13 protein-coding genes are annotated in these 13,432 nt (G+C 58.4%); 6 read left to right on the plus strand and 7 right to left on the minus strand.

Annotation, left to right across the window (positions count from 1 at the left end; translation table 11 throughout):
• The first annotated feature begins 66 nt into the window (after nt 1–66).
• Entirely contained in the window at nt 67–3,375 is a 3,309-nt protein-coding gene (locus NCN06_RS09500; RefSeq protein WP_250398884.1) for an autotransporter domain-containing protein, read from the plus strand.
• A gap of 54 nt (nt 3,376–3,429) precedes the next feature.
• Here the strand turns inward: NCN06_RS09500 and bchM are convergent, their stop codons facing one another.
• From bchM to NCN06_RS09515, 3 genes are all read right to left on the minus strand, one after another.
• A complete protein-coding gene (gene bchM, locus NCN06_RS09505; protein ID WP_226397396.1) occupies nt 3,430–4,143 on the minus strand; it encodes a magnesium protoporphyrin IX methyltransferase in 714 nt (237 codons plus the stop codon).
• An 86-nt stretch (nt 4,144–4,229) separates the two neighbouring features.
• Nucleotides 4,230–5,375: a substrate-binding periplasmic protein gene (locus tag NCN06_RS09510; RefSeq protein WP_226397395.1), complete on the minus strand. Its 1,146-nt coding sequence runs from the start codon at nt 5,373–5,375 to the stop codon at nt 4,230–4,232.
• Nucleotides 5,372–6,529 (minus strand): amidohydrolase family protein, encoded by a 1,158-nt coding sequence (locus NCN06_RS09515; protein ID WP_502988834.1) that lies wholly within the window; start codon nt 6,527–6,529, stop codon nt 5,372–5,374. The genes NCN06_RS09510 and NCN06_RS09515 overlap by 4 nt, the downstream gene beginning before the upstream one ends.
• 38 nt (nt 6,530–6,567) lie before the next feature.
• On the opposite strand from NCN06_RS09515, the gene purE reads away from it, so the two are divergent.
• From purE to NCN06_RS09530, 3 genes are read left to right on the plus strand one after another with little or no spacing between them, the layout of a single operon-like run.
• Entirely contained in the window at nt 6,568–7,122 is a 555-nt protein-coding gene (gene purE / locus NCN06_RS09520) for a 5-(carboxyamino)imidazole ribonucleotide mutase (protein ID WP_226397393.1), read from the plus strand.
• Nucleotides 7,119–7,748, plus strand: coding sequence for a DUF8692 domain-containing protein (locus NCN06_RS09525; RefSeq protein WP_226397392.1), 630 nt, complete (start codon nt 7,119–7,121; stop codon nt 7,746–7,748). The genes purE and NCN06_RS09525 overlap by 4 nt, the downstream gene beginning before the upstream one ends.
• Nucleotides 7,749–7,769: 21 nt before the next feature.
• The gene (locus tag NCN06_RS09530; RefSeq protein WP_226397391.1) at nt 7,770–8,849 is read left to right on the plus strand and encodes an AI-2E family transporter; all 1,080 of its coding nucleotides are present in this window, start codon (nt 7,770–7,772) and stop codon (nt 8,847–8,849) included.
• Here the strand turns inward: NCN06_RS09530 and cysC are convergent.
• Nucleotides 8,809–9,453, minus strand: a complete 645-nt coding sequence (gene cysC, locus NCN06_RS09535) for an adenylyl-sulfate kinase (protein ID WP_115024469.1) — start codon at nt 9,451–9,453, stop codon at nt 8,809–8,811. The two genes, NCN06_RS09530 and cysC, sit on opposite strands and share 41 nt — an antisense overlap.
• A gap of 31 nt (nt 9,454–9,484) precedes the next feature.
• On the minus strand, nt 9,485–9,811 hold the full coding sequence (locus NCN06_RS09540; protein WP_115024994.1) for a translation initiation factor: 327 nt from the start codon (nt 9,809–9,811) through the stop codon (nt 9,485–9,487).
• Nucleotides 9,812–9,840: 29 nt separating this feature from the next.
• Here NCN06_RS09540 and NCN06_RS09545 point away from each other — a divergent pair, with 29 nt between their 5' ends.
• Both NCN06_RS09545 and trpB read left to right on the plus strand, forming a co-directional pair.
• Nucleotides 9,841–10,809: a class I SAM-dependent methyltransferase gene (locus NCN06_RS09545; protein WP_226397390.1), complete on the plus strand. Its 969-nt coding sequence runs from the start codon at nt 9,841–9,843 to the stop codon at nt 10,807–10,809.
• Between the two features lie 22 nt (nt 10,810–10,831).
• Nucleotides 10,832–12,088, plus strand: a complete 1,257-nt coding sequence (gene trpB, locus NCN06_RS09550; RefSeq protein ID WP_226397389.1) for a tryptophan synthase subunit beta — start codon at nt 10,832–10,834, stop codon at nt 12,086–12,088.
• Between the two features lie 10 nt (nt 12,089–12,098).
• Here the strand turns inward: trpB and NCN06_RS09555 are convergent, their stop codons facing one another.
• Both NCN06_RS09555 and NCN06_RS09560 read right to left on the minus strand, forming a co-directional pair.
• Nucleotides 12,099–13,076, minus strand: coding sequence for an HrcA family transcriptional regulator (locus NCN06_RS09555; protein WP_226397388.1), 978 nt, complete (start codon nt 13,074–13,076; stop codon nt 12,099–12,101).
• Nucleotides 13,076–13,429 carry a rhodanese-like domain-containing protein gene (locus NCN06_RS09560; protein WP_226397387.1) on the minus strand — a complete coding sequence of 118 codons (354 nt, stop codon included), beginning with the start codon at nt 13,427–13,429 and terminating at the stop codon, nt 13,076–13,078. Before NCN06_RS09560 ends, NCN06_RS09555 begins: the two co-directional genes overlap by 1 nt.
• Nucleotides 13,430–13,432: the final 3 nt, after the last annotated feature.

A 13,432-nucleotide genomic window follows, 5' to 3' on the forward strand; every position in this document is an offset into this window, starting at 1 on the left:
CCTTCGCCGGTCGGGTCAGAGATAGCCAGTAGCGGCGTAGTAAAAATTTATACTTTGCCCTCAGAGATGCAAACAGTTGTCGAGGGTGATGACGGTTACTATGCAATTAATTACTACACGTGGTCTGATCCAAAGTCAAATCCAAAAATAGAGGAAGTCCCTGGAATCTCTTTAGGGCAATGGTGGACTGACGAAAAAATAGGAAAATTCTTTCCTTGGGGAGATGATGAGAAGCTGGCAGAGCGCCTTTCGGATGGATATCGAAGTTATGCAGAGACCAAAGGCCTGCTAGATGCTAATGGTGATTTAAATCTAAACGGTTATGATAATGGCGGTGGATTTATTTTTGGAAATTGGAAAGGCTCTCCTCCACTATTAGGCACGCAGAGGCCAGATAATGATTCGACCAGGGGTGAGGGATTAATGTATGAATGGAATTCAATTCAATATTACACTGAAGGGGGTAATGATAATCGAATTCAGGCCTTTGGTGGCTGTGCAGTTAATGCGATTTCTGCAGGCGAAAGGCCAACAACCGGAAATGGTCCCAATGGCTTAATAAAAAGTGCCACTAATCCTTGTGTTTATGATTCTGGGGAGAATGTGGTTGCACAAGATCGCTACGCTCCAGTCTTTGAGGGCGGTACTCTTGTCACGGTTGAAGATGTTCCTGGAGAAGTATCTAATACTGAACTAGATGTTCCTTTCTGGGTTGGTTCCGAAGGCGGAACAATTGATAATGACGGTATTAATACAGCCTTTAATGGTGCCTTCAAGGATGTTTTTGTGGCTTCATTCTCGGGTGTGGGTGATCTTGCTTTTACGGGAAAAGGTATAACCACTCTTGCTGCCGAAAATACCTATACAGGTAATACCAATATCCTTGAGGGTACTTTGCGAGTTACTGGAACGCTGAGCAACTCCACAGCGGTTTCTATTTCCGATGATGCGACGTATGAAGTTGCTAATAGCGATGAGGTTGGTTCGATTGAAGGTGCTGGAAATATTGTTATTGCTGAAGATCAGATGCTGACTGCTGGTGGTTTGGATATGGCTACCACTGTGTCTGGAGAGATCTCCGGTGGTGGTGGCTTTATGAAAGTTGGCGATGGCACACTCACCTTCTCTGGTGTTAACACCTACCAGGGCGAGACAACCGTTGACGATGGTATTTTGTTGCTCGCTAATCTGTCTGCGATTCCTCGGGAATCTCCGACATTCGTGACTGGTACTGGCCAGCTCGATCTGCGATCAGAGCCCACGGGTAAGGGTGAATTCAAGATTGATCGGCTTAGTATTAAAGAAGGTGGAAAAGTGTTTGTTTCTCCTGATCAGCCGTTGGTGTCTAAGACAATTACGCTAGATGCTTACTCTTTGGAGAATTCAAATCCAGGAGGGATCATCACCTCTTTGGATGGAAGAACGAACCCTCCTTTACGTGTGAGTGAGTCATTTGACTATGATAGCGGGACCCTTGTTGTTGCAATTCCTGAGGAATATCACGATGTTGAGTTGGATGATGATGGCAAAGCACGGTATCAAATTATTGATGGAAACGTCGAAAATATTAATGATCTTGCCGAAAATACATATATTGTTGTTAGTGAAGATCAGATTTTTTCCTTCGATGGAATCGGTGAAGAGAACGCCAAAGATGGCCCAGCTCTTTACAAGGGTTATTTAGCCGAAGGCTCTTTAGAGCTTGTTGTTGAAGCAAAGGACCCGGATGAGATTATTTGCGACTTGCATCCTGACTCTGATGAGTGTAAGGAAGAGCCTAATAAGCCTGACCCGGATCCGCCGATCTGCGACTTATACCCTGCCCTTGAAGAGTGTAAAGAAGAGCCTAATAAGCCTGACCCGGATGAGCCGGTCTGTGAGGGCGATGAATGCAAAAACGATAAGCCTGATCCACTTCCCGGTTGTGAAGAAGATGACGACTTGTGCGACGTGATTAGTGATATTGATGGTGATGAGGATGAAGCTTGGGAAGAGGAGGAAGAGGTTGCGGTGGAGATTATTGACGCCGTGCTCGACGGTGTAGAAGATGAGGAGATTGATCTGCTATTGGGCTTTGATTACGGGCAATTGGCAAAGTTGGTGGGCAGTGGCTTAGCCCCACGGAATGTGGATGCGGCGGGCCGTGGTTTGGCGTTGCACAACAACCTGCTGGTGGATGCGGTGTTTGATCGCCAGCCGCTGCGTCAGTTCGAGGAACTGCTGATTTCAGAAGAAGTTGTTGAGGAGAGCGTTGTGGAAGAAGAGGCCGTGATTGAGCAGGCGGACCCCGTGCAACCGCTGTGGCTGAAGGCTGAGGAGCTTGGTGATGGAGAAGCAACTGCCTATGTGGAAGGAGCGGTGGCAGAGGTTGAGGTCGCCGATGTGGAGGTGAATGGCGAGGTTGCTGTTGAGGTTGAGACAGAAGAAGTGGTAATTGAGCTTGATGGGGTGAGCCTTGTCGATCAGCAGGACGACGAGCTGGATCTGGCCAAGCGTGATGGCGTAAGCGCTTGGGTGAAGGGATTCGGCGGCAACAGCAGGGCCGATGAGTCGTCGATTTTGTACAACGACTACGACCTGAGCGCCTATGGCACCAGCTTTGGTGTGGATGTGGCGCTGAGCGAGAGCTTCCAGATCGGTGCTTATGCGAATTACGGCGATCTGAATGTGAACCAGCTCAGCGGTGATACCGGTGGTGGCAGCTGGAACCCTGAGGGATGGGGCGGCGGCATCACTGCCCAATACTCCACCCGCCATTTCTATTTGCAGGGTCTATTGGGGGCGAGTGAATTCAGCGGCGAGCAGTCGCGCCACATCCTGCGCATCAATAGCTATTTGGGCGGCAACACCGCCAAGGGCGACAAGAGCGTCACCAGTTATCTGGGAGCACTGCGGATTGGTGCACCGTTCAAGACCGGTGGCGTGGTGCTGGAACCGCAAGGCCAAGTGGTGTGGACGCGGAACCAAGAACAAGGCTTCTCCGAAAGCCATGGAACGGAGAAGAACCTGCGGCTGAAGTACAAGAGCCGCACGACGAACTTTGCGGAGACGGAATTGGGGATGAGGCTGTCGGTGCCGATCCGTACCGGCGAGCGGTCGCTGTTGGTGCCGAGTCTGCGTGCTGCCTGGCTGGCGGATTGGAACCAGGCGAACGAGGGCCAGGAGATTGGCTACAACTTCACCAAGAAAACGGTGAATTTCGATTCACAGCTGGGCACCGAGAACGGCGCCTTGCTTGAGGCGGGTCTGGACTACACGGTGCAGAACTTCAACGGCATCTCGGTGAAGCTGTACGGAAGAGGTGGCATGGAGTTTTGGGCCAGCGACCGTGGCACCACATGGCGCGCGAGCGGGGGTGTGACCTTCCAGTTCTGAACTCAAAAACGTTGAGCGCGTCCACCCCGTGAAGGGGTGGACGACGCCTCGATGTCACGCCTTGCGGAACTCGATCAACCGCGAGAAGTAGAAGGGGGCTTTGTTCAGGCTGCGGCGCACCAGCTTGAAGCCGCAGGCTTCTGCCGCTTTGACGATGCCGTCTTCCTTCAAGGTGTAGGCCCGGGTGGTTTTGCTGGGGCCAGGGAACAGCTGACCGATGCCCTTCAGCAGAGCCAGCAGCGGCGTGTAGGGCGCAAAGCTCACGATCAGCCGCTCTTCCGTGAGGCTGCAGAGGTGTTTCACCATCTCCTCGGCCGGTTCTTGGGGGTAATGGATGAACACATCCAGGCAGCACACCGTGTGGAAGGAGCCACTCAGGCTTTCCAGGTCGCTGGCGAAGAAGTTGAGCTTGGCCATGTCGAGGCCGGCCTCGCGCGCCCGGCGCTCAGCTTCCTTGGCCATGGCCTCGGAGATGTCGCTTGCATTGATCGACCCAGCCCCCATGGCCGCCAGCGGCAGGCTGAGGCTGCCGACGCCGCAGCCGGCGTCGCAGAAGCTCGCCTGGTTCAGTTCTCCGCTCTCCTTGATCCAAGCCAGCACTTCATCGACGGTTTTCTGGTGACCGATACGGATGTTGCGCTGCACCTTGTTCACGTCATCACTGTCGCTATAGATGCGATTCCAGCGATCAAATCCCGTGGTTTCGAAATAACCTTTGACGACCTTTTTTTCATTCTCTTTTATTTCAAGCTTCTGTTCCGCTGCCACTGTGTTTAAACGATTTTGATCATGTTACCACTGGATATTGCTGATCATGTATCTGTGTTCCTGAGTGCTTGCCGCCCTTGGTGGCCTTAGTCGCGCCAATCTTTCTCAATTTGCTCTGTCAGTCCGCTTCTATTCAATTTTGCTATTTCAACATTGATCGCTTTTTTGAGTTCTTGATTGATGTTGCTTCCGAAGACGAAAGCCTGCGGTGTTTTGCTTGGCATTTGGTAGGAGAGTTCGAATTCATCTTCTAGTTCCGATTGCTTGAGTATTGTTTTGTATGTGGTTATATTCGTTACCATGTGCTTTGGCTTTGGATCACTTTTTCCTTGAATTAGTTCCATTAGGTGTTGCATGTCTGATGCATATATCGGAGTTGCGCCCATGTTGCGCGTGATTCCTGTATTGTTCATCTGTTTTTCTAGCCAGTGAGCATTAGATGTTTCTTTTTGCACTGCCAGGCCTTGTTGGAGAAGTTGGTAGAGTTCCTTGTTGGCTAGTTCGTTTGTTCTTTTTGTGATATTTTCTTCGAAGATAATTGTTGCTGTCGTTCCGATAATGGCTCCCATTAGCAGTGTATGCACAAGGCTTGTGATTAAAACTGTAATGTGATCACGGATCTTGTTTCCGACAATTGTGTCAATGCCATCATTGAGTATCAAAAATGTCCACGCTTTCGCAAGTCGCCTGGCTTTTAGCTTTGACGCGGGTCTTGAGTTGTTGAAGTAACTAGATGACCATGCCGTTAGGCCTGTTATTACGATAAGTAGGAAGCTACATCGAACAACAATTTTGTTCTGAATGATTTTGCCTACAAGGCTGATGACTGGCTTTTTGCTTTGTTGGCTTGCGATCACGATTCCCCCGGTGGTGTAGGGGATTGCGTATTCGATGGATTGCAGTCGTTCGGGTGTGATTTCGTGGCAGGAAGCGATCAGGTCGAATTCCCCATTCGCTGCGAGTGCGACCGCCTGGTCAAAGCTTGATATTGGTTGCATTGTGTAACTGATATTGAGTCTTTCGCTAATTCTTCTCCAGATATCGATGGAGAGGCCTTCGAAGTGTTGATTGATTTGATCCGAGCAGGGGAGATAGTCATCAACTGTTCCAACTTTAACGATGCTTCCTTCCCAGGATGGCATCTCGTTTGCGATAGCTGTTGCGCCTGTGATTGTTGCGCTCACTGTCATGATGACTAGCCCAAGCTTCAGGCCCAAAGCTTTGTAATTCATGGGCTTAGTTGTGCATTTCGCCACGATAATGTTTTTTGGTCGATACTCCAGCGAAGGAGGTCTTGGATAGATCGGCCAAGTAGCGCATCGACGCACGACCGGCTGGTTTGAATGGCGATGCGTGGCGCCACCGTGGCGCTCCAGATCGCAGCACTGGGGGCGTCACTCCAGCGGGCGAGACGTTTAACCCCCTCCAGTTGGGGCAGGGTCACCCCTGCCAGGGTTCCGTCCTCGAGGCGGCAGGTGCCGTTCTCCACCACCAGCACCCGCTCGTCCCAGCGGTGTTCCCCGTCGGCAAGGCCATAGGGGGCGAGGGCATCGCTCACTAGCACCGTCTGCTCCGGTGCCAGCCTTTGCAGCAGCAGGGCCATCGTCGGGTGCACGTGCACGCCATCGGCGATCAGCCCCACGGCGATCCCACCGCGCCGGCAGGCCTCTCCCAGCGGGCCTGGCGCCCGGTGGTGCAAGCCCGGCATGGCGTTGAAGGCGTGGGTGAGCATGCCCACCCCCTGATCGAAACCGGCACTGGCCTGCTCGGCAGTGGCGGCGCTATGGCCGAGGGCCACATTGATGCCCAGCTCCCGCAGCCGTTGGATCACCGCAGCGGCTCCCTCCAGTTCGGGGGCCATGGTCACGAGGGCAATCTCCGTCTCGAACCCACCGATCCGTTCAGCCAGGGCTTTCAGGCTGGGGCGTGCCAGGTGCTCACGGGGATGGGCACCGCGGCGGGCCTCCGCCAGAAAGGGGCCCTCCAGATGGGCACCAAGCAGCCGGCAACGGCCGGGACGGTGATGTTCCCGCGCCTCCCGCAGCACGGCCAGGGCCTGGCGCAGCGGCGCGATGCCGCAGGTCACCAGGGTTGGCGCGATCGCTTCGACACCATCGCGCCATAACAGCTCCAGGAGCTCCTCAAGACGGGGCACATCTGCTGGTGTCAGTTCCGGGAAGGCCAGCCCCAATCCGCCGTTGAGCTGCAGATCGACGCCTCGGGGGCTGAGCCAGTCGCCGTTCCAATTCTCATCAGTCTGTTGGTCCTCAGTGCCCATCGCTTCGATGCGGCAAATCAGCCCCTGGGAGTCCAAACAGACGGCATAGCGCTGGTCTCCGTCGCCAGGTAGGGGACCAGGCAAACGAACGTTGGTGATCCGATGCATCAACGCAACACTGGCCTCGGCAGCCATGGGGGGAGACGATGGCAGTCTTGCCCCTCTGCGTTGTGCCGCCAGTGCTCCCCCGAGTTGCCGTTGTGATGGGAAGTGACTCTGACTTGCCCACCATGGATCCCGCCGCCGCCATCCTGCGCGAGCTGGAGGTGGAGGTGGAGGTTCGGGTGCTCTCGGCCCATCGCACGCCGTTGGAGATGGTGAGCTTCGCCCAGGCCGCCCGGGATCAGGGCTTCGGTGTGATCGTCGCCGGTGCCGGCGGGGCTGCCCATCTCCCTGGCATGGTGGCTGCCCTCACCACGCTGCCCGTGATTGGCGTGCCGGTGAAAAGCCGGGCGCTTTCGGGGGTCGACTCCCTCCATTCGATTGTGCAGATGCCGGGTGGGATCCCTGTTGCCACCGTTGCCATCGGTGGGGGCCTCAATGCCGGCTTGCTGGCGGCTCAGATTCTGGCGGTGGCGGATGCTGGCTTGGCCAGGAAACTTGAGGCTTACCGCAGCAGCCTCCACGATGCTGTGGTGGCCAAGGATGCGCGCCTGGTTGATCTGGGCAGCACGGATTACCTCTCCCAGATGGATTCATGAGTGTTCCCGTTCGTTCCACGCTTCGTTCCACGCTGCTTTGGGCGGTGGTGCCGGCGGCCATCGTCTATGCGATTGCGCTGGGCTGGAGTGCTTCAGAGGGCATCAGCGCCAAAATGGTGTTGAAGGATTTGGCCCAGTCCTGCAAAGCGCCTCTGGGGGAGGGCTTTCTCTCAAGCGTGGGCTATTTGCTCTGGATGGCGGCGGCTGCCATTGCCTTGTTTGCGGCGTCCACCCGGCAGATCCAAGGTTCCGTTCTGAACCGGCAATTTGCCTTCTGTGGGGGTGGTTTCTCGCTATGGCTTTGCCTCGACGACATGTTCCTGGTGCACGACCGCTACCTCGGTGAGGCGTTCCTCTACATCACCTACGCCTTCTTCACCGGTCTGCTGTTGTTCCGCTTCCGTGGCCCCCTTCGGCGCTTCGGTGGCGACACTTTTTTGGTTTCCGTTGTGCTGTTGGGCCTGTCGGTTCTGACCGATGCTCTTCAAGGGCTTTGGCCGAATTCCTACGAGACGGTGCAGATTTTTGAAGAGGGATTCAAGTTTCTTGGGATTGCCGCCTGGCTCAGTTTTTGGTGCCATTACGTCAGTTCCGCTTCCAAGCTTTCTTCTCTTGATCAGCACTGATCGAAATGCGTCATCCTCTCGATGACGCCCTGGCCCGCCTGGTTGCGTCTCGGTCTTCTCCTCCCCGTGCTGGGCTTGAACGCCTTTGTGCTGAAGCGCTTGCTGGTTCAGTTCGCGCCGTTCCCTGGGCTGTTTCTGACCGCGGCCTTGATTGCCTTTCTGTTGGATCTGCCCTGCCGCTGGCTTACGCAACGGGGCCTGCCCCGCGCCTGGGCCATCGTGAGCGTTGTTCTGGTGACCGTGGGGCTTTTGGTTTGGGCGGCCGTGGCCTTGGTGCCGCTGCTGATTGAACAGCTCAGCCAATTGATCAGTGCCTCACCGTCCCTGCTGACGGCCGCAGAGCAGTGGATCGACCGGGGTCAGCTTTGGGCGGTGGACCATGGTTTGCCCGCCGATTTCGCTGATCTCAGCAGCGATCTGGTGTCCCAGTTCAGTCGCCTGGCCACGCAGCTGAGCCAGCGCTTGTTGGGACTTCTGGGGGCAACGGTGGGCACCACGATCAATGTGGTGATCGTGCTGGTGCTGGCGGTTTTTCTGCTGCTTGGGGCGGATCCGATCGTCGAAGGCCTGGCCCGTTGGCTGCCGGATCGCTGGCGGGAGCTGGTGCAGACGACCCTCGAGCGCACCTTTCGGGGCTACTTCGCCGGGCAGGTTGTGCTGGCGTTGATCCTCAGTGGCGGCCAGCTTCTGGTCTTCACCGCCCTGAAAATCCCCTACGGAGTGTTGTTCGCTGTGCTGATCGGATTCACCACCCTGGTGCCTTACGCCAGCGCTGTGTCAATTGTCTCGGTGAGTGCAGTTTTGGCAGTACAGGATCCCCGCACAGGATTCGAGCTGCTCGCCGCGGCGATCGTCGTTGGTCAGATCGTGGATCAGGTCATCCAACCGCGGCTGATGGGCAGCATCGTTGGGCTGCAACCGGCCTGGTTGCTGATTGCTTTGCCGATCGGCGCCCGGGTGGGCGCCCTTTACGGCGTTGGGGATCTCCTGGGACTGCTATTGGCGGTTCCGGTGGCCAGTTGCATCAAGACCCTGGCCGATGCCGCCAGGGCTGGCGATGTCAGGCCGCCGGAATCACCCCCCGCTCCTGGAGTGCCTTGATCACCAGCTCCACGGAGTCGGCCAGATCCTGCTTGCCGGTGTCGATCTTCAGCTCGGGCGTTTCTGGGGCTTCATAGGGGCTGGAGATGCCGGTGAATTCTTTGATCTGCCCAGCCCGTGCCTTGGCGTAAAGGCCTTTGGGATCGCGGGATTCGCAGACATCGAGATCGGCAGCGCAGAACACCTCGAGAAAGTCGCCGTCCTCCACCAGGCCACGGGCCTTGTCGCGGTCAGCGCGGAAGGGGGAGACGAAGGCGGTCAGCACGATCACCCCCGCATCCAGGAACAACTTGGCCACTTCACCGATGCGGCGGATGTTCTCCTCCCGGTCGGCATCGGAGAAACCCAGGTCTTTGCAGAGCCCATGGCGGATGTTGTCCCCGTCCAGCACATAGGTGGCGAGCCCCCGCTCGAACAGAGCCGCATTGACGGCGTTGGCCAGGGTGCTTTTGCCGGAACCGGAGAGTCCGGTGAACCAGAGGATGGCGCTGCGATGGCCGCGCTGCTTCGAGCGCTCGTCTCGGCCTACGGAGGCTTCATGCCAAGCGATGTTGGTGGACGCACCCTTGTTGGTGAGTTCTCCGTAGGTGGGGCTGGCAGTCATGGCCACGGCATGAAGTGGCGGTCATTCTCACTTATCCACCAGCTCGTTTCGGCCGGTATCCCTCTTTGCTGAGCAGCTCGAGAGTCAGGTCGACCTGATCTCCTTGAAGTTCGATCACCCCATCCTTGGCGGTGCCGCCACTGCCGATGCGTGTTTTGAGTTTCTTCAGCAGAGCCTTGAAGCCCGCAGCATCAAGCTCCAAGCCTCGAATTACCGTCACAGTTTTGCCCCCCTTGCCGCCGCGAGTGGGCTGCACCCGCACCATTTGCTGAGACTTTGCTGTGGGCTCCGTCGTCGCCCCGCTCGGTCGCTGCAGACTGTCAGCGCTGCTGAATTCCTGCCAGCCGCCCTTCGGCATCCACCCGTCGCAATCGAATTGCATTGTCGATGACCACCCATGCTGCGCCCACAACAACGCCGCGCTGGGCCGACTCCAGCCGCGGCCTCGGCCGTTTGATCGAGGCCTTGATCGGTATCGGTCTGCTGCGTCGTCCCCTGTTCTTCCAGGCGCGGCAGCTGATCATTCGTACGGCTGAGCGCAACGGCATTCCTTGGCGGGCCCGACGCAAGGAGCTGCAGCAGGCGGCAGCACCGTTGCTGGCTGCCAGCACTACGGCAGGTCTCACCCCGCCGGCCTATTACCTATCTCGATTCCATGCCTATGAGCAGGGCAACCTCTGCTGGCAGGCTGCCGCTGAAGCAGAGCAGGCCACCGATGCCATGGCCTTGCGGGTTTGGCCGGAGGAGCCGCTGAAGCCTGCCGAGGCTCAGGCACGACTCCGCGATGCCATCCATGCTGTGGCAGAACCGTTGCTCCCCGCATCGATCGACCGTGTCGTGGATCTGGGCTGTTCCGTCGGGGTGAGCACCCAGGCCCTGGCCCGCTGGCTGAACGCCCGTGCCGCAGCCAGCTCTGTGCACACTCCGACGCTGATCGGCCTGGATTTGTCGCCAGAGATGCTGTCGGTGGCCCGCGTGCGTGACCCCCAGGGCCTTGTGCATGACTGGCGACATGCCGCCGCCGAAGCCACCGGGCTGGCCTCGGGTTCAGTCGATCTGGTCAGCCTGCAGTTCGTCTGCCATGAGCTTCCCCAGGGGGCGACCCGTGCTGTCCTGGCCGAAGCGGCCCGGTTGCTGCGGCCTGGTGGTGTTCTGCTGATGGTGGATCAGGACCCTGGCTCGTCCGTGCTGCAGCGCTTGCCGGCGCCGGTGGCCACGTTGCTCAAGAGCACAGAGCCCTTCATTGAGCAGTACTTCGCCCTGGATCTGCCCGCAGCGCTGCAGGAGGCCGGGTTCCGGAATCCCAGCATCCGTGCCTGCGACCCACGGCACCGTGTGATCGCCTGCTTACGCTGAGCCGACGCTCCAACGTCGATCCGTGACCAGCACTTTGCCCAACGCCAGCACTCCGGATCCCTCCAGCTTGCAGCCGGCGGTTCGTCCCGGCGCCCATGGTCGCTTTGGCCGATTCGGGGGGCAGTACGTGCCTGAAACCCTGATGCCGGCTTTGGCGGAGTTGGAGCAGGCGGCCGCCCAGGCCTGGAATGATCCGGCCTTCACTGCTGAGCTCAACCGCCTGCTGAAGAACTACGTCGGTCGGGCGACACCGCTCTACGAAGCTGAGCGTCTTACTGCTCATTACCGCCGCTCCGACGGTGGCCCCCGCATCTGGCTGAAGCGAGAAGATCTCAACCACACCGGTGCGCACAAGATCAACAACGCTCTGGGGCAGGCCCTGCTGGCGCTGCGCATGGGCAAGAAGCGAATCATTGCTGAGACCGGTGCGGGCCAGCACGGCGTCGCTACGGCCACGGTTTGTGCCCGCTTCGGCCTCGAGTGCGTGATCTACATGGGTGCGGAAGATATGCGCCGCCAGGCCCTCAATGTGTTTCGCATGCGCTTGCTGGGCGCCACGGTCCAACCGGTGACGGCGGGCACCGCCACCCTTAAGGACGCCACCAGTGAAGCCATCCGCGACTGGGTGACCAACGTCGAGTCCACCCACTACATCCTGGGCTCCGTCGCTGGCCCGCATCCCTATCCGATGTTGGTGCGGGATTTCCACGCGGTGATTGGTGAAGAGTCCAAGCAGCAGTGTCAGGAGGCCTTCGGACGGCTGCCGGATGTGTTGATGGCCTGTGTGGGTGGTGGCTCCAATGCCATGGGTCTGTTCCACCCCTTCGTTCAGGACACCTCTGTTCGCCTGATCGGCGTTGAGGCCGCCGGCGATGGCGTGGCGACAGGCCGCCACGCCGCAACGATCACCGAAGGCCGTGCCGGCGTTCTCCATGGCGCCATGAGCCTGTTGCTGCAGGACGGCGACGGCCAGGTGATGGAGGCCCACTCCATCTCGGCTGGTCTCGACTATCCCGGTGTCGGCCCTGAGCACAGCTACCTGCGTGAAATCGGCCGGGCGGAATATGCGGCCGTCACCGATCAGCAGGCCCTGGATGCCCTGCGGTTGGTGAGTGAGCTGGAGGGAATCATTCCGGCCCTGGAAACCGCTCACGCCTTCGCTTGGCTGGAGCAGCTCTGCCCAACCCTGGCCGAGGGCACTGAAGTGGTGATCAATTGCTCCGGCCGAGGCGACAAGGACGTCAACACCGTGGCCGAGAAGCTGGGGGATCAGCTTTAGAGCTCAGGTATCAAGCCAGCAGCAACTCAAGATGTCGGGCTACGCACTGCACCGCAGCGCGTGCCGTGGCGTAGGCCATGCGCATGGGACCTACGAGGGCCACGTGCCCGAGCCCCTCGTTGCAGCGATAGGGGGCTTGAACCACCGCACACGCCTCCAACGCAGGCTGCGGATGCTCGCCGCCGATCCACACCCGTGCGGATGCACCGCGACTTATCAAGGTGCAGGGTTCTTCGTCGATCAGTTCCAGCAGCGGTCGAAGGCTTGCCGTGCTTTCAAATTCCGGTTCGCTCACCAGCCTTGAGAGGCCATGCACCACTACAGACGTGGGGTTGTTGGTGGGAGTGGGCTGGTCGAGGGCGCTGCGCAGCACAGCGCCGCTGCGTTGCAACTGCCTGGGCAGTGCCTCCCAGTTCAGCTCGCCCTCTTCGAGCTGCGCCGACGCCCAGCGTTCCATTGCGGTGAGTTCGGCTTCGGCGCCGTGCGGCAGGCGCAGGTTGAGATGGCTGGCGCTGCCATTGGCTTCCACCAGCATCACCAGCAGTCGATCACCACTCGGCACCAGACGGATCGTCTCCAGTTGGCGGTTCTCCTGCTGCGGTTGGGTGATCAGGCTCATCAGGCCGGTGAAATCCGTTAGTCGCCGCGCCAGATGCATCAGCAGGTCATCGAGACCCGCCCAGCGCAGGCTTAGGCCCGTCAGCTCCCGTTCCAGGTGCTGAACGGCAACGCCTGGTTCAGGCAGCAGCGCATTCACGTAGTGCCGGTATCCCATCGGACTGGGAATGCGTCCGGCTGAGGTGTGCGGTTGATGCAGCAGACCACGACGTTCTAGAGCCCCCATGGCGGAGCGAACGGTGGCTGAGCTGGCTGGGATGCCGAAGCGTTGCACCAGGGTGCGGCTTCCCACCGGTTCCATGGTGTCGACGTAATGGTGCACCGTCGCCTGAAGCACCTGTTCTTGCCGAAGGGACAGGGGCTTGCTCATCAGTAGCGGGGAACGCTGGGATCCACCTGCAGGCTCCAGGCATCAATTCCTCCCTCAAGGTTCCATACCTCGAGGCCCCAGGGCTGGTCCAGCAGCCACAGGCCGAAGTGGTAGCTGCGAACGCCTGCATGGCAAACCACCACCACCGCTTGATCGGGTTTGAGGTCAGCTTGCAGCGTCGTGAGCCATTCATTGGATTGGCTTAGGGGTCGGTGCAGAACTGCGCCGGGGAAAGGTGCGATCGCGAGCTCAGCCGCCTCACGCACATCCACCAGCTGGGGTGAAGGCTGCTCACTTTGCAGCCACTGCTGCAATTCGGAGGCTTGGATTGGTTGTGGTTGGGATTGGCCCATGGC

It is taken from the genome of Synechococcus sp. MU1648 (genome assembly GCF_023630615.1).
GTDB lineage: Bacteria > Cyanobacteriota > Cyanobacteriia > PCC-6307 > Cyanobiaceae > Parasynechococcus.

Bases quoted from the DNA above. Each gene is read 5' to 3' on its own strand.
- NCN06_RS09500 (WP_250398884.1), top strand. From the start codon at position 67: ATGCAAACAGTTGTCGAGGGTGATGACGGTTACTATGCAATTAATTAC.
- NCN06_RS09510 (WP_226397395.1), bottom strand. From the start codon at position 5,375: ATGAATTACAAAGCTTTGGGCCTGAAGCTTGGGCTAGTCATCATGACA.
- NCN06_RS09515 (WP_502988834.1), bottom strand. From the start codon at position 6,529: ATGCATCGGATCACCAACGTTCGTTTGCCTGGTCCCCTACCTGGCGAC.
- purE (WP_226397393.1), top strand. From the start codon at position 6,568: ATGGCAGTCTTGCCCCTCTGCGTTGTGCCGCCAGTGCTCCCCCGAGTT.
- NCN06_RS09525 (WP_226397392.1), top strand. From the start codon at position 7,119: ATGAGTGTTCCCGTTCGTTCCACGCTTCGTTCCACGCTGCTTTGGGCG.
- NCN06_RS09530 (WP_226397391.1), top strand. From the start codon at position 7,770: ATGACGCCCTGGCCCGCCTGGTTGCGTCTCGGTCTTCTCCTCCCCGTG.
- cysC (WP_115024469.1), bottom strand. From the start codon at position 9,453: ATGACTGCCAGCCCCACCTACGGAGAACTCACCAACAAGGGTGCGTCC.
- NCN06_RS09540 (WP_115024994.1), bottom strand. From the start codon at position 9,811: ATGCCGAAGGGCGGCTGGCAGGAATTCAGCAGCGCTGACAGTCTGCAG.
- NCN06_RS09545 (WP_226397390.1), top strand. From the start codon at position 9,841: ATGACCACCCATGCTGCGCCCACAACAACGCCGCGCTGGGCCGACTCC.
- NCN06_RS09555 (WP_226397388.1), bottom strand. From the start codon at position 13,076: ATGAGCAAGCCCCTGTCCCTTCGGCAAGAACAGGTGCTTCAGGCGACG.
- NCN06_RS09560 (WP_226397387.1), bottom strand. From the start codon at position 13,429: ATGGGCCAATCCCAACCACAACCAATCCAAGCCTCCGAATTGCAGCAG.